This is a genomic window from Maritimibacter fusiformis (genome assembly GCF_008086115.1).
Classification (GTDB): Bacteria; Pseudomonadota; Alphaproteobacteria; order Rhodobacterales; family Rhodobacteraceae; genus Muriiphilus; species Muriiphilus fusiformis.
On the sequence record NZ_VSIY01000003.1, the window covers coordinates 94,404 to 109,759 of the forward strand.

Genomic DNA, 15,356 nt, shown 5'->3' on the forward strand with positions numbered 1-15,356 from the left:
CTGCGAACCTGACCCCCACAGGCTTGGGGAGAGGCGATGGCCAGGGAAATCCCGGACTTCACCATCGGCATCGAAGAGGAATACCTGCTCGTCGATCAGGAAACCCTCGAACTCGCGGTGGCGCCGAACAGCCTGATGGACGCCTGCAAGGCCGACCTCGACGAACGTGTCAGCCCCGAATTCCTGCAATGCCAGATCGAGATCGGCACCCATGTCTGCCGCGCCACAGCCGAGGCGCGCGAAGATCTGGGGCATCTCAGGCGCACCGTATCGAAACACGCCCGCGCCCACGGGCTCGAGGTGATCGCGGCCTCGTGCCACCCGTTCGCGGACTGGAAGGACCAGCACCACACCGACAAGGAACGCTACAACGACCTGCGCCGCGATCTTGGCGGCGTCGCGCGGCGGCTGCTCATCTGCGGCATGCATGTGCATGTCGGGATACCGGACGAAGAGGACCGCATCGACATCGTCAACCAGCTGTCCTACTTCCTGCCGCATCTTCTGGCGCTGTCGGCCTCGTCGCCCTACTGGCAGGGCGAGGATACCGGGCTCGACAGCTACCGCCTGACGATCTTCGACAACCTGCCGCGCACCGGCCTGCCGCCGCAGTTTTCAAGCTGGGCGGAATATGCCCGTTCGGTTCAGGCGGTGGTCGACCTGGGGTTGATCGAGGATGCCTCGAAAATCTGGTGGGATCTGCGCCCCTCGGCCCGGTTTCCCACCATCGAGGCGCGGATCTGCGACGTGTCGCCCCGGATGGAAACCACGCTGACGCTGGCCGCACTGGTGCAATCGCTGGCGCGCTGCCTGTGGCGGCTGAAGAAACGCAACCAGCGCTGGCGGCTCTATGCCAACTTCCTGATCGCGGAAAACCGCTGGCGCGCGCAACGCTACGGGGTGCGCGGCGGGCTGATCGACTTTGGCCGCCACGAAGTGGTACCGATGGAGGTGCTGGTCGAGGAGTTGATCGAGCTTGTGGCCGAGGACGCCGAAGCGCTGGGCTGTCTCGCCGAGGTCGAGGGGGCGCGCACGATCCTGTTGAACGGCAACGCCGCCGACCGCCAGCGCCGGGTTTACCGCGATGCGGTCGAGTCGGAATTGCCGGTGAACGAGGCGCTGCGCGAAGTGGTGCGGCATCTGATCGCGGAGTTTCACGCCGATCTCTGAGCCGGACCATTGACCGCGCCTTGCATCCCTGCAAAGCCTCTTTGAGGGATTTCGGGTTGAGATTTGCGCGGAAACCCGATCAATTCCGGAATTGAACATCGGTTCAATTCAAGCGCTCCGGCGACAGGGAACACCGGGGCCAGTATCGTCGGCGCGGCACCCCCGCGCGGACCAGCCGGGAGGAACGCTGGGCATGGATTTCGCACTTTCCGAGGAACAACAGGCCATTTTCGACATGGCCCATGCCTTCGGGCAGGAGCACATCGCCCCCTTCGCGCGCGACTGGGAGCGGCAGGGCACCATTCCGAAAGACCTGTGGCCGAAGGTGGCCGAGCTTGGGCTGGGCGGCATCTATGTCTCAGAAGAGCACGGCGGATCGGGTCTGACCCGGCTCGACGCCACTCTGGTGTTCGAGGCGCTGGCGATGTCCTGCCCGGCGGTCGGGTCGTTCCTGTCGATCCACAACATGTGCGGCGGCATGATCGACAAGTTCGGCAGCGATGACGACAAGGCGCGCTGGTTGCCCGATCTGACCTCGATGGCCAAAGTGTATTCCTACTGCCTGACCGAACCCGGATCGGGATCGGATGCGGCCGCGCTGCGCACCCGGGCCGAGCGGACCAACGAGGGCTGGAAGCTGAACGGCACCAAGGCGTTCATCTCGGGCGGCGCCTATTCGGATGTCTATCTGTCGATGGTGCGCACCGGCGGCGACGGGCCGAAAGGCATCTCTGCCATGATCATCGAGGACGGCACCCCCGGCCTCAGCTTTGGCGGGTTCGAGGACAAGATGGGCTGGCGCGCGCAGCCGACCGCGCAGGTGCAGTTCGACGATTGCACCGTGCCGCAGGACAACCTGATCGGCGAGGAAGGGCGCGGCTTTGTCTATGCGATGGCCGGGCTGGACGGCGGGCGGCTCAACATCGCCGCCTCAGCGTTGGGCGGGGCGCAAAACGCGCTGGATCTCACGCTGGCCTACATGGGCGAGCGCAAGGCGTTCGGGCGCACCATCGACCAGTTCCAGGCGCTGCAGTTCCGGCTGGCCGAGATGGAGGTGAAACTGCAATCGGCCCGCACCTTCCTGCGCCAGGCGGCGTGGAAGCTCGACAACGCGGCCCCCGACGCGACCAAGTTCTGCGCCATGGCCAAGATGTATGTCACCGACGCCGCCTTCGACGTGGCCAACCAGTGCCTGCAACTGCACGGCGGTTACGGCTATCTGGCCGACTACGGCATCGAGAAGATCGTGCGCGACCTGCGGGTTCACCAGATTCTCGAAGGCACCAACGAGATCATGCGGCTGATCGTGTCGCGCCAGATGCTGGCGGACCGGGGCTGATGGAGCCGCGCGATGAGTGACGACATCCATATCCGCAAACTGGGCCGCGCGGGCCGGATCACGCTCGACCGGCCCAAGGCGCTGAATGCGCTGACCTACGAGATGTGCCTGGCGATCGAGGCCGCGCTGGACGGCTGGCGCGGCGACCCCGAGGTCGCGCTGATCGTGATCGACGCCGTGGGCGAGCGCGCCTTTTGCGCCGGCGGTGACATCCAGGAGCTTTACGACACCGCCAGCGCGGGCGATTTCGCCTATGGCCGCCGTTTCTGGGCCGACGAATACCGCATGAACGCGAAACTCGCGGAATACCCGAAGCCGGTGGTCGCCTTGATGCAGGGCTTTACCATGGGCGGCGGCGTCGGTGTCGGCTGCCATGCCTCGCACCGGGTGGTCTGCGAAAGCTCGCAGGTGGCGATGCCCGAGGTCGGCATCGGCCTCGTGCCCGATGTCGGCGGCTCGCTGCTTCTGGGCCGCGCGCCGGGGCGCCTGGGCGAATACCTCGGCACCACGGCGGCGCGGATGGGTCCGGGGGATGCGATTCTTGCGGGCTTTGCCGATCACTACATCGCGCAGGAACACTGGCTCGACCTCATCGCGATGCTGGAGCAGACCGGCGACGCGGGCGCGGTGACACACCTGGCCGCGCCGCCGCCCGAGGGCACGCTGGCCAGCCAGAAGGCCGAGATCGACCACCTGTTTTCCGGCAGCCGGGCCGAGATCGTCGCGTCCCTCGAAGAGGACGACAGCACCTTCGCCCAGGGCACGCTCAAGGCGATCCGCCGCAATTCGCCCCTGTCGGTGGCCTGCGCCATCGACCTGATCCGCCTCTCGCGCGCCGCCGGAACGATCCGCGCGGCCCTTGGGCTGGAATACCGCTTCACCTACCGCTCGGCCGAGTTCGGCGATTTCGTCGAGGGCATCCGGGCCGCGATCATCGACAAGGACCGCAATCCGCGCTGGCAGCATGCGCGCCTCGAAGACGTTACCGACGCCGACGTGGGCCGGATGCTGGCAGAGCTTGGGGATACCGCGCTGAGCCTCGAGGCGCACCAGATGGGAGAAAGCACATGAAGATCGGATTCATCGGACTTGGCAACATGGGCGGGCCGATGGCCGCCAACCTCGCGGCGGCGGGCCACGCGGTGACGGGCTTCGACCTTGCCGCCCCGATGCCCGAGGGCGTGACCAAGGCGGCCAGTGCCGCCGAGGCCGCGACCGGCGCCGACGTGGTCATCACCATGCTGCCCAACGGCAGGATCCTGCGCGCGGTGGCCGCCGAGATCATCCCGGCAATGGCTCCGGGCGCGGTGTTCTGCGACTGCTCCACCGTCGATGTCGACAGCGCCCGCGCGGTCGCCGCCGACGCCGAAGTTGCCGGGCTGGGCGCGGTCGACGCGCCGGTCTCGGGCGGGGTCGGCGGCGCCACGGCGGGCACACTGACCTTCATGGCGGGTGGGTCGGATGCGGCCTTTGCCAAGGTCGCGCCGCTCTTTGAAATCATGGGCCAGAAGGCGGTGCATTGCGGCCCCTCGGGCAACGGCCAGGCCGCCAAGATCTGCAACAACATGATCCTGGGCGTCACCATGATCGCCACCTGCGAGGCCTTCGCGCTGGCCGACAAGCTGGGGCTCGACCGGCAGAAGATGTATGACGTGGTCTCGACCTCGTCGGGCTACAGCTGGACCATGAACGCCTATACCCCCGCCCCCGGGATCGGGGCGAAAAGCCCGGCCGACAACGACTACAAGCCCGGGTTCGCCGCCGACCTGATGCTCAAGGATCTGCGCCTGAGCCAGCAGGCCGCCGAGGCCGCCGACGCCGACACGCCGATGGGGCTGGCCGCGATGCAGCTCTACGAGACATTCGTCGAGCACGAGGACGGCGCCGGCAGGGATTTCTCGGCCATGCTGCCCCGGTTCGAAAAGCGCGGGCGCAGCTAGCGCCCGACACCGGACAGAGTGCCGCGCCCTCTTCAATCCAAAGCCGGCGCACTTACGTAAGATACATGACAAGCATTTGTCATGAAAGGAGTCCCTCATGTTCAAGACCAATGAAGGCACGATCGACCGGGGTCTTCGGGTGATCATCGGTGCGGCGCTTATCCTGGGCTATTTCCTCAACCCCGACGGGGCCTGGAGCTGGGCCTATTGGCTGGGCCTGATCCCGCTGGTGACCGGGCTGGTCGGCTGGTGCGGCATCTACGCGGCGCTCGGGATCAACACCTGCAAGACCAAGACCTGAAGGTCTCCTGACAGGCACAGCACCGGGGGCCGTCTGCCCTCATGACCCGGTCCGCGGCGCGGACCGGGCAGCGCCAACGGCATTTCAGGAACAAGCACTGGCCGCGTCGCGCCTAGTCTTTCAGGCCGCGCAACACACCCGGCAGCGCCTCGGGCAGATCCTCGGCGATCAGGCCCGGGCCGAAACCGCGCGCGGCCTCGACATGCAGCCAAGCCGCCAATGCCGCGGCGTTGACCGGCGCCAGCCCGCGTGCCAGAAGCCCCGCGATCAACCCCGCCAGCACGTCGCCCGCCCCCGCCGTGGCCAGCCAGGGCGCCGCACGCTCATAGCTCGCCGCGTTAAGCACGGCGCGCCCGTCCGGGGCGGCGATCACCGTGTCCGGCCCCTTGAGCAGCACGGTGCAACCCGCCCGACGTGCCGCCGCGCGGGCCGCATCGAGCCGTGAGAACGCAGCACCGTCGCCAGGCGGCGCGGCGAGGCGGTCGGCGAGGTCGGGAAACAGCCACGCGAATTCACCGTCATGCGGCGTCAGCACGCAGGCCGGGTGCAAATGGTCGAAAAGCGCCGAGGGCGTGCCGCTGTAAGCGGAGAGCGCATCGGCGTCGAGCAGCGTGGCCCGGCGCGCCGCCAGCACCACCGGCACCAGATCGCGCGCCCGCTCATGCCCCAGACCGGGGCCGAGGCAGAGCGCGTTCAGCCGGCTGTCGTCCAGGATGCGCGCCAGCACCGGCGCATCCGCCACCGGCGCCAGCATCACCGCGTCAAGCCGTGCAGCGTTCTCGCCCAGCGCATCGGGCGTCGGCCCCAGCGTCACCAGCCCGGCCCCGACGCGCAGCGCGGCCCGCGCCGCCAGCCGCGCGGCCCCGCCCCGCCCCGGCCCGCCCGCCAGCACCAGCACATGGCCGTGGTTGTATTTGTGTCCGCCGGATTTGTGCACGACGCGGCGCGGCGGCGCGCTTGTCAGGCGCAGCACCTCCGGGCCGGGGTCCGAACGCAGCCCGATATCCACCACCCTCAGCGCGCCGCAAATCTCGGGCCCATCGGCCAGGAAATGCCCGGGCTTGGCGCTGTGAAAGGTGACGGTCAGATCGGCAGGCAGATCGCAGCCCCGCCGCCGCCCGCTGTCGGCGCACAGCCCCGAGGGAATGTCGACCGCAACCACCCGCGTGGCACCGTCGCGCGCCACTTCGGCCACGCCCGCAAGCGCACGGCGCACCTCGTCGGGCAGGTCGCGGGTCAGCCCGGTGCCGAACAGCGCGTCGACGATCAGCGCCGGTTGCCCCGTGGCCTCGGGCAGAGCGGCCAGCGTCCGGGTCTCGCCCAGTTCCGCCCACCGCGCATGGTTGGCACTGGCATCGGGCGGCAGGCGCGCGGGGTCGCCCAGCGCGAACACCGTCACCCGCCAGCCCCGCCCGTCAAGAAGCCGCGCGATGACGTAGCCGTCGCCACCGTTGTTGCCCGGCCCCGCCAGCACCCAGGCCTCGCCCCCGGCCTTCAGCCCGGGCCAGGTGGAAAAGACCGCGTCGACCACCCCGGCCCCGGCCCGCTCCATCAGGTCCAGCCCGGTGACATCGCCCGCCGCCATCGCCGCCGTCTCGGTGGCGCGTATCTGTGCCGAGGTCAGAAGTTGGTCCATCTTTGCGCCCCGCCGCTTCATTCATTGCCCGCCAACCGGGCAGTCTGCCTGTTTTTCGTGCAGATGAGCCGGATTCACTGCCCCACCCACACCTGACAGACCCTAACGAATTGTGGCCGCCCCGCGAAAGTGGTCACTGGGCCGCAACAGGATTTCCACCCGCGGAGCACCACATGAAAAAGATCGAAGCGATCATCAAGCCGTTCAAGCTCGACGAGGTCAAGGAAGCGCTTCAGGACATCGGCGTCCAGGGGCTTTCGGTGATCGAGGTCAAGGGTTTCGGCCGCCAGAAAGGTCACACCGAACTGTATCGCGGTGCCGAATATGTCGTCGATTTCCTGCCCAAGGTCAAAATCGAGGTGGTTCTCAATGAGGACATGGTCGACACCGCCATCGACGCCATCATCAACGCCGCGCGCACCGACAAGATCGGCGACGGCAAGATCTTCGTCTCACCGGTCGAACAGGTGGTGCGCATCCGCACCGGCGAGACCGGCGAAGACGCCGTCTGATCCCACACCATCCAGAACACCGAAAAGGACACCCAGCAATGAACAACGCCGACCTGCTCGCGCTGATCCAGGACGAAGGCGTCGCCTATGTCGACATCCGCTTCACCGATGTGCGCGGGAAACTGCAACACGTCACCGTCGATGTCGACCTGGTCGACGAAGACTTCCTCGAGGAAGGCTTCATGTTCGACGGCTCGTCGATCGCCGGCTGGAAGTCGATCGAGGCCTCCGACATGAAGCTGATGCCCGACGCCACCGCCGCCTATATCGACCCGTTCTATGCCGAAAAGACGTTGTGCATCCACTGCACCGTGGTCGAGCCCGACACCGGCGAGCCCTATGAGCGCGACCCGCGCGGCACGGCGCAGAAGGCCGAGGCCTATCTCAAGTCCTCGGGCATCGGCGACACGGCGTTCTTCGGCCCCGAGGCCGAGTTCTTCCTGTTCGACGACGTGCGGATTTCGACCAGCATGAACAAGGTGTCCTTCGAGGTCGACGCCGTCGATGCGGCGTGGAACTCGGACACCGAATACGAGATGGGCAACACCGGCCACCGGCCCGGCGTCAAGGGCGGCTATTTCCCCGTGAACCCGATCGACGACGCCCAGGACATCCGCTCGGAAATGCTGTCGACGATGAAGCAGCTTGGCATGAAGGTCGACAAGCACCACCACGAGGTCGCCTCGACCCAGCACGAGCTTGGCCTGATCTTCGGCGAGTTGACCACCCAGGCCGACGAGATGCAGAAATACAAATACGTCATCCATAACGTCGCCCAGGCCTATGGCAAGACGGCAACCTTCATGCCCAAGCCCATCGCCGGTGACAACGGTTCCGGCATGCACGTGAACATGTCGATCTGGAAGGACGGCAAGCCCTTGTTCGCGGGCGACAAATACGCCGATCTCAGCCAGGAGGCGCTGTGGTTCATCGGCGGCATCCTCAAACACGCCAAGACGCTCAACGCCTTCACCAACCCCGCGACCAACAGCTACAAGCGGCTGGTCCCCGGCTTCGAGGCGCCGGTGCTGCGCGCCTATTCGGCCCGCAACCGCTCCGGCTGCATCCGTATCCCGTGGGCCGAAAGCCCCAAGGCCAAGCGTGTCGAGGCCCGTTTCCCCGACCCCGCCGCCAACCCCTACCTCGCCTTCGCGGCGCTGCTGATGGCCGGGCTGGACGGGATCAAGAACAAGATCGACCCCGGCCCGTCGCAGGACAAGAACCTCTACGACCTGCCGCCGGAAGAGCTCGAGGGCATCGACACGGTCTGCGGCAGCCTGCGCGAGGCGCTCGATGCGCTGACGACGGATCACGATTTCCTGCTGGCGGGCGATGTCTTCACCAAGGACCAGATCAAGGGCTATCTCGACCTGAAGTGGCAAGAGGTCTATTTCTACGAGCAAACCCCGCACCCGGTGGAATACCAGCTTTACTACAGCTGCTAGGGCGGCGGGACACGGATTGGAAAGGCGCCCTATGGGGCGCCTTTTTCATTTCAGGGCAATGCCTTGTGCGGCGAAGTTCACATATTGGTTCCAAGCACCAGCGCGGTCATTTCGCGCGCGCCCTGCACCCGCCAGCCCTGGGGATAGCCGCGAATGAACAGGCGCAACTCGAACGGCAGCACCCCGGCCAGGGTCTGCGCCGCGATCTCGTCGGGCAGGATCACCTCGCGGCCATACATCGCGCGCGCCGGCAGGCCAAGTTCCGGCAGCGCCCGTTCCAGCAGTTCGGTGCAAAAGATCGCGCTGTCGTCGCGCACGTCGAAATGGAAATCGAACCGCGCGCCCATGTCCCCGAACAGCGCCACGATCGCCTCGCGCCGCCGCGACGCCGAAATCGAGGTCGGGCGCAACAGCGCGATATGATCGGTCTCGAACAACTCCGGCGAACCGGACAGGTGCACATCCTTGTCCAGTGCCTCGATCACCACCTTTCCGGCACGAATGTCGTCCTGGAACGGCACGATCAGCGGGTGCGACCACAGGCCCATCGCGCGCAGTTCGGCCTCGGTGCCGATATAGATCGCGAGGTGGCCGAAGGTGCCGCCGCCGACCACGCCAGAGGCGCGCGAGGCATTGGCGATCAAGAGCACATCGAGCGGTCGGGCGCGTGCCAGCACCGCGTGGTGCAACTCGATGTCGTCCTCAAGCCAGGAGGGCCGGACCTTGAGGGCGCGCCCCGCCGGGGCGACCCAGAACGAATTGCGCTCGACCGACAACACCAGTTCCGGCGGGAACGACCCGGCTTGCGAGGCGCAACAGTCAAGCAGCGCCTGCCGCGTGTCGATCCGCGCCATCTGGGCCTCGGTCAGCGGCACGTATTTCTCGCCGCAACCGGCAAGCATCAGGACAACACCTGCGATGCCCGCCGCCCATCGGAAAACTCGTCCCGGCCTCATCGTCATCCACTCTCCCCACCGCGTCTGTCTCGGGTGCAAGTCTACCCCGCAGGGGCACCCCCCGACAATGCCGCATGTTGAATGGCCGCGTTTCTGTCCGCGGGGGCGAGTGCGGCCAAAGGCAGCACGTAGGTATGGATCGAGAACGCGACCGCCCCCGCCCCGGGCAGGCGCGCCAGCGTTTGCCGCTCGATCCGCAGCCAGCGCGGCCCGCCTGCCGCCACCTGCCGGGGCGCGCCTTCGGGCCGGGGCTGGTGCAGGTCGGGATCGTCGTAGATCAGCGCATTGGCCCGCCAGATCGGCGCACCGGGCCGGATCGCGTCGAACAGCCGCTGCACCCGGCGCGCGATGTTGGCGTCATAGGCGGCGACCGGCCCGTGAATCGCGGTCAGCGGGCGCAGGAATTTCTCGGCGAGCGTCCAGCTTGCCGGGAAACACAGCACCGCGCCGGTCAGCACATGCTCGCCGCCGCGATCGGGATCGCGCACCTGCATCAGCGCGAAATCCTCCTGCACCAGGCGCCCGCAGGTGCCCAGCGGATCGTCCCGGTCCAGCATGACCACGCGCCCGTCGGGGCAGTTCACGGCCTCGCCCACCCGCGTGAACCCGTCCATCAGGTCTGTCTGCGCCAGCACCGCCTGCAACAGCTCCCCCGCCGCCGGTCGCGCCTCGGGGGCCATGCGCACCACGTCGCCGCGCCGCTCGCGCACCAAGGCCTCGCGGTAGCCCATCTGCGCGCCGTAGGTCTCGTCCGCGATCAGCCAGTCCCCCGGCGCGACCGGGCTCAGTCCGGGCAGGCGGGCGGTATGGGCCTCGGCCCAGGGGCGCAGCGGCAGGGTGTTCTGGCAAATCTCGCGCATGGTCCGAGTTTTCCCGTCCGCCGCGCCTCTTGCAACCCCGCCCGCGCCGCGCCACCTTGATCCCAGACCCAAGGAGACGACATGAAAACCGAACGCATCACCTTCCCCGGCCACGACGGCTCGGACCTGTCCGCCCGGCTCGACCGCCCCGACGGGCCGCACCTGGCCACGGCGCTGTTCGCCCACTGCTTCACCTGCTCCAAGGACATCCTGCCGGCCCGGCGCATCGCGGCACGGCTGGCCGCCGCCGGGATCGCGGTGCTGCGCTTCGACTTCACCGGGCTTGGGCAGAGCGGCGGCGACTTTGCCGACACCACGTTCACCTCCAATGTCGACGACCTGATCGCCGCCGCCGCGCGGCTGGCCGAGATGGACATGGAACCCTCGCTGCTGATCGGCCATTCGCTGGGCGGGGCGGCGGTTCTGAAGGCCGGCGCGCAGCTTGACCACGTCAAGGCCGTGGTGACGCTGGGCGCGCCCTATGCGCCCGATCACGTCACCCACAACTTCACCGGCAAACTCGAAGAGATCGTGGCCGACGGGGTCGCCGAGGTCGACCTTGGCGGGCGCAATTTCATGATCGGGCGCGATTTCCTCGAGGACATCCAGGCCGAGAAACTCGGCCCCGCGATCCGCAAGCTGAACGCGGCGCTGCTGGTGATGCACGCGCCGCTCGACCAGGTGGTCGGGATCGACAACGCCCAGGCGATCTTTCAGGCCGCGATGCACCCGAAGAGCTTTGTCACGCTGGACGATGCCGACCACCTGATCAGCCGGGCCGAGGATGCCGAATACGCTGCCGACGTGATCGCGGCCTGGGCCGCGCGCTATCTCGAGTTGAAGGCGCCGGAGCCGCCCTCGGACGCGCCCGAAGGCGTGATCCGCGTGACCGAGGCCGACCCCGACGGCTTCATGCAGGACATCACCAACGGTCCCTTCCATCACCTGCTGGCCGATGAACCGGAGGAATTCGGCGGCACCAACCGGGGCTTGTCGCCCTATGGCTTTCTGTCCGCCGGGCTGGGCGCCTGCACCTCGATGACCATCCGCATGTATGCCCGGCGCAAGGGCTGGCCGCTGGATCATGTGCGCGTCGACGTGACCCATGCCAAGGTCCATGCCGAGGATGCCGCCGAGGACGCGGCGCAGGAGGATGGCGGCAAGGGCCAGAAGGTCGATCAGTTCAACCGCATCGTCTATCTGCGCGGCGACCTCGACGACGAACAGCGCGCGCGGCTTCTGGAGATTGCCGACCGCTGCCCGGTCCACAAGACCCTTCACAAGAAAAACCGCATCGAGACCGAACTGGCCGACGAGGCCTGACCCCCTTTCACGCTTGACCTTGGCGCGCGACTGCCGGAAACCCTCGGGCCATGAGCACCGGACGACTGACCATAGACCTCGATGCGCTGGCCGCGAACTGGCGCGCGCTGGACGCGATGAGCGACCCGGACGTGCAGACCGCCGCCGTGGTCAAGGCCGACGCCTACGGGCTGGGCGTTGCCCGCGCCGGGCGCGCGCTGGCGGCGGCGGGCGCGCGGCGGTTTTTCGTGGCCGTGGCCGAGGAGGGCATCGCGCTGCGCGAGGCGTTGGGGCCGGGGCCGGAAATCTCGGTCTTTTCCGGCCACATGCCGGGCGACACCGGCCTGATCCACGATCTGGGCCTGGTGCCGATGCTGAACTCCGTCGACCAGGTCACCCGCCACATCGAGGCCCTGCCCGGCCATCCCTTCGGCATCCAGCTTGACAGCGGCATGAACCGGCTGGGCATGGAGCCCGCCGAATGGCTGGCGCTGCGCGACCTGGTGCTGGCGGAAGGCCCGCGCCTCATCATGAGCCACCTGGCCTGCGCCGATGAGCCGGGGCACGAGATGAACGCCCGCCAGCTTGCCGCCTTCCACGACATGACCGAAGGCCTCGACGTGCCGCGCTCACTGGCCGCGACTGGCGGCATCCTGCTTGGCCCGCATTACCATTTCGACCTAACCCGCCCCGGCGTCGGCCTCTACGGTGGCCAGCCGTTCGAGGCGGCCCAGCCGGTTGTGACGCTGGATTTGCCGGTGATCCAGACCCGCGCCCTCACCCCCGGCGAAAGCGTCGGCTACGGCAACACCTTCGTCGCCGATCTGCCGATGAAGGTCGCGACCGTCGCGGCGGGCTATGCCGACGGGCTGTCGCGGCACCTTTCCAACCACGGGGTTCTGTTTTCCGGCGACACCCCCTGCCCGATCGTGGGCCGGGTGTCGATGGACCTGATCGGCGTCGACGTGACCCACCTCGAGGCCGCGCCCGACCACCTCACCATGCTCGGCCCGCATCAGGGCGTGGACGACGTGGCCGACATGGCCGGCACCATCGGCTACGAGGTGCTGACGCAACTTGGCCACCGCTATGCCCGGCATTACAGCCGGGGACGGTCGTGAGCCTTGGCAGATGAGGCTCGAATTCGCGCCAGCCTTGGGGTAAGCGAGGGCATGGCCGCGCTGCGTTACCTCAACCTCTCGCTCCTGATCCTGTTTCCGGTCGCCTGGTTCGCGCCGCTGCTGCGTGCCGGGGTCAACCTGCCCCTGTTCGGGCTGGAGGAAATCAGCGTGGTCTCGGGCCTTCAGGCATTGTGGGAGACGGACGTGTTCCTGGCGCTTCTGGTGACCTTCTTCGCGATCTTCGCGCCGATCCTCAAGGTGGTGGGCGTGGCGCTGATCCAGTTCGGCCAGATGCGCCGGCGGATGCTTCCGGCGCTCAATTTCCTCGGGAAACTGGCGATGGCCGACATCTTCCTGATCGCGCTCTACATCGTCGTGCTGAAAGGCGTCGGCATGGCGCGGATCGAGACCGGCTGGGGGCTTTACCTGTTCACCTTCTGCGTCGTCGCCTCGATCCTGGTCAGCTTTCTGACCGGGAGACGGCGGGCATGAGGGGCGTGACCCACTTGATTGCGCCCGGCGGCACGCCGGGCAGCGCCCGACCCGCCCCCCACGGGGCGGGCGCTTCGCACCCTCCCCGCCGGGCCGGGCGCTGCCCTTCGCCTCGGGCGTCCAACACCACCACGCACCGCAAAGGGGCGCACGCCTCATTCAGTGGTGTTCATACCCCCGGCTTGCCCGTGGGTGTCACCCTCCTGCCGGGCGGACCCAGTTCGCGCCCGGGGCACGCCGGTTCGGGGGCGACCTGATGGCGAAATCCCCCAGCTTCACCTGCCAGGCCTGCGGCGCCGCCTACACCAAGTGGTCGGGCCGCTGCGAAGCCTGCGGCGAGTGGAATTCCATCGTCGAGGAAAAGCCCCTGTCGGCTGGCCCCGTCGCCAAGTCGCTGGGCGCCCGGCGCGGGCGGACCATCGTGCTGTCGGATCTGGCCACCGAAGAGGCCCCGCCGCCGCGGACCCTGTCGGGCGTGGCCGAATTCGACCGGGTGCTGGGCGGCGGGCTGGTGCCCGCCTCGGCGCTCCTGGTCGGGGGCGACCCGGGCATCGGCAAATCCACGCTGCTTTTGCAGGCCACCGCAAGTTTCGCCCGCAACGGCCTGAAATGCCTCTATGTTTCCGGCGAAGAGGCCGCAGCCCAAGTGCGCATGCGCGCCCAGCGCCTAGGCCTTGCCGACGCACCGGTGAAACTGGCCGCCGAGACCAACCTGCGCGATATCCTGACCACGCTCGAGGCCGAGAGGCCCGACCTCGTGGTGATCGATTCGATCCAGACCATGTGGGCCGACAATGTCGAGGCCGCGCCAGGTTCGGTCAGCCAGGTGCGCGCCGCGGCGCATGAGCTGACCAGTTTCGCCAAGCGTCACGGCGTGTCCGTGGTGCTGGTCGGCCATGTCACCAAGGACGGCCAGATCGCCGGGCCGCGGGTGGTCGAGCACATGGTGGACACGGTGCTGTATTTCGAGGGCGAGCGCGGGCACCAGTTCCGCATCCTGCGTGCCGTCAAGAACCGCTTTGGCCCGGCCGACGAGATCGGCGTGTTCGAGATGACCGGCGGCGGGCTGGCCGAAGTCGCCAACCCCTCGGCGCTGTTTCTATCCGAACGCGACGCGCCCGCGCCGGGCAGCGTGGTCTTTGCCGGGATCGAGGGCACGCGCCCCGTGCTGGTCGAGTTGCAGGCGCTCGTCGCCCCCTCGCCGCTGGCCCAACCGCGCCGCTCGGTGCTGGGCTGGGATGCCGGTAGGCTGGCGATGATCCTTGCCGTGCTCGAAGCCCGCGTCGGCATCCCGTTCACCGGGCTTGATGTCTATCTCAACGTGGCCGGCGGCATGAAGATCTCGGAACCCGCCGCCGACCTTGCCGTCGCCGCGGCCCTTCTGTCGGCGCGCGAGGACAGCGCGATCCCGCGCGAAACCGTGGTTTTCGGCGAAATATCCCTGTCTGGCGCCCTGCGCCCGGTGGGCCAGACCGAAAACAGGTTGAAAGAAGCGCAAAAACTTGGTTTCACAACGGCCATCGCCCCGGCCGGCTCGAAATTCGGGCAGGTTCAGGGCATGACGCCCACGACGATGCCCGATCTGGCCAGTTTCGTCGGCGAGATTTTCGGCGCCGGCTGAGGCAGCAAACGAGGACGACACGCATGGACGGTTTCACGATTGTCGACGGAATCGTCGCAGCGATCATCCTGGTGTCGGCCATCCTGGCCTATTCGCGCGGCTTCGTGCGCGAGGGCATGTCGATCGCGGGCTGGGTCTTTGCCGCCGTGGTCGCCTATGTCTTTGCGCCGCGCGCCGTGCCGCTGGTCAAGGAAATCCCCGTCCTCAGCGATTTCATCGCCGACAGCTGCGAATTGTCGGTGATCACCGCCTTCGCCGGCGTGCTGGCGCTGGCGCTGGTGGTGGTGTCGATCTTCACGCCGCTGTTTTCCTCGGCGATCCAGCGCTCGGCGCTGGGCGGGGTCGACCAGGCGCTCGGCTTCGTCTTCGGCGTGCTGCGCGGGCTTCTGATCGTCGCGGTCGCGCTGGTGGTCTATGACCGGCTGGTCGCCACCGAGGCGATCCCGATGGTCGACAACTCGCGCACCGCCAAGATCTTCGCCCGCAGCGAACAGAAGATAAACGAGCGCATCCCCGACGAGGCGCCGGGCTGGATCGTCGAGCGTTTCGAGGCGCTTGTCGACACCTGCAACGCCGGCAACTGAGGCCGCGCCCTACATCCGATCACAAAGACCGCCTGCACCCGTGACACGGCCCGGGCAAGGCACTATGAGAGGGCAAC

Annotated in this window: 15 protein-coding genes; 12 read left to right on the top strand and 3 right to left on the bottom strand. The window is 67.7% G+C overall.

Annotated features, from left to right (window positions below):
- Positions 1–36: 36 nt before the first annotated feature.
- From FVF75_RS01175 to FVF75_RS01195, 5 genes are all read left to right on the top strand, one after another.
- The gene (locus FVF75_RS01175) at positions 37–1,170 is read left to right on the top strand and encodes a carboxylate-amine ligase (protein ID WP_148375920.1); all 1,134 of its coding nucleotides are present in this window, start codon (positions 37–39) and stop codon (positions 1,168–1,170) included.
- 193 nt (positions 1,171–1,363) lie between these two features.
- Positions 1,364–2,509, top strand: a complete 1,146-nt coding sequence (locus tag FVF75_RS01180; protein ID WP_148375921.1) for an acyl-CoA dehydrogenase family protein — start codon at positions 1,364–1,366, stop codon at positions 2,507–2,509.
- Between the two features lie 12 nt (positions 2,510–2,521).
- A complete protein-coding gene (locus FVF75_RS01185) occupies positions 2,522–3,580 on the top strand; it encodes an enoyl-CoA hydratase/isomerase family protein (RefSeq protein ID WP_148375922.1) in 1,059 nt (352 codons plus the stop codon).
- Positions 3,577–4,449 carry a 3-hydroxyisobutyrate dehydrogenase gene (gene mmsB, locus FVF75_RS01190; RefSeq protein WP_148375923.1) on the top strand — a complete coding sequence of 291 codons (873 nt, stop codon included), beginning with the start codon at positions 3,577–3,579 and terminating at the stop codon, positions 4,447–4,449. Before FVF75_RS01185 ends, mmsB begins: the two co-directional genes overlap by 4 nt.
- A gap of 97 nt (positions 4,450–4,546) precedes the next feature.
- A complete protein-coding gene (locus FVF75_RS01195) occupies positions 4,547–4,750 on the top strand; it encodes a YgaP family membrane protein (protein WP_148375924.1) in 204 nt (67 codons plus the stop codon).
- A gap of 112 nt (positions 4,751–4,862) precedes the next feature.
- On the opposite strand, the gene FVF75_RS01200 is transcribed toward FVF75_RS01195, so the two are convergent.
- Positions 4,863–6,386 (bottom strand): NAD(P)H-hydrate dehydratase, encoded by a 1,524-nt coding sequence (locus FVF75_RS01200; protein WP_148375925.1) that lies wholly within the window; start codon positions 6,384–6,386, stop codon positions 4,863–4,865.
- 173 nt (positions 6,387–6,559) lie between these two features.
- On the opposite strand from FVF75_RS01200, the gene FVF75_RS01205 reads away from it, so the two are divergent.
- Both FVF75_RS01205 and glnA read left to right on the top strand, forming a co-directional pair.
- The gene (locus FVF75_RS01205) at positions 6,560–6,898 is read left to right on the top strand and encodes a P-II family nitrogen regulator (protein WP_148375926.1); all 339 of its coding nucleotides are present in this window, start codon (positions 6,560–6,562) and stop codon (positions 6,896–6,898) included.
- 38 nt (positions 6,899–6,936) lie between these two features.
- Positions 6,937–8,343 carry a type I glutamate--ammonia ligase gene (gene glnA, locus FVF75_RS01210; protein WP_148375927.1) on the top strand — a complete coding sequence of 469 codons (1,407 nt, stop codon included), beginning with the start codon at positions 6,937–6,939 and terminating at the stop codon, positions 8,341–8,343.
- 77 nt (positions 8,344–8,420) lie between these two features.
- On the opposite strand, the gene FVF75_RS01215 is transcribed toward glnA, so the two are convergent.
- Positions 8,421–9,305, bottom strand: coding sequence for a YiiX/YebB-like N1pC/P60 family cysteine hydrolase (locus tag FVF75_RS01215; RefSeq protein ID WP_148375928.1), 885 nt, complete (start codon positions 9,303–9,305; stop codon positions 8,421–8,423).
- 35 nt (positions 9,306–9,340) lie between these two features.
- Entirely contained in the window at positions 9,341–10,159 is an 819-nt protein-coding gene (locus FVF75_RS01220) for a heme-dependent oxidative N-demethylase family protein (protein ID WP_148375929.1), read from the bottom strand.
- A gap of 81 nt (positions 10,160–10,240) precedes the next feature.
- Between FVF75_RS01220 and FVF75_RS01225 the strand changes: the two genes are divergently transcribed.
- From FVF75_RS01225 to FVF75_RS01245, 5 genes are all read left to right on the top strand, one after another.
- Complete coding sequence (locus FVF75_RS01225) at positions 10,241–11,482, top strand: bifunctional alpha/beta hydrolase/OsmC family protein (protein WP_148375930.1); 1,242 nt, start codon at positions 10,241–10,243, stop codon at positions 11,480–11,482.
- A 50-nt stretch (positions 11,483–11,532) separates the two neighbouring features.
- On the top strand, positions 11,533–12,582 hold the full coding sequence (alr, locus tag FVF75_RS01230) for an alanine racemase (RefSeq protein WP_148375931.1): 1,050 nt from the start codon (positions 11,533–11,535) through the stop codon (positions 12,580–12,582).
- A gap of 51 nt (positions 12,583–12,633) precedes the next feature.
- Positions 12,634–13,074, top strand: coding sequence for a paraquat-inducible protein A (locus FVF75_RS01235; protein WP_148375932.1), 441 nt, complete (start codon positions 12,634–12,636; stop codon positions 13,072–13,074).
- A 256-nt stretch (positions 13,075–13,330) separates the two neighbouring features.
- The gene (gene radA, locus FVF75_RS01240; protein ID WP_148375933.1) at positions 13,331–14,695 is read left to right on the top strand and encodes a DNA repair protein RadA; all 1,365 of its coding nucleotides are present in this window, start codon (positions 13,331–13,333) and stop codon (positions 14,693–14,695) included.
- Between the two features lie 23 nt (positions 14,696–14,718).
- Positions 14,719–15,279: a CvpA family protein gene (locus tag FVF75_RS01245; RefSeq protein WP_148375934.1), complete on the top strand. Its 561-nt coding sequence runs from the start codon at positions 14,719–14,721 to the stop codon at positions 15,277–15,279.
- Positions 15,280–15,356: the final 77 nt, after the last annotated feature.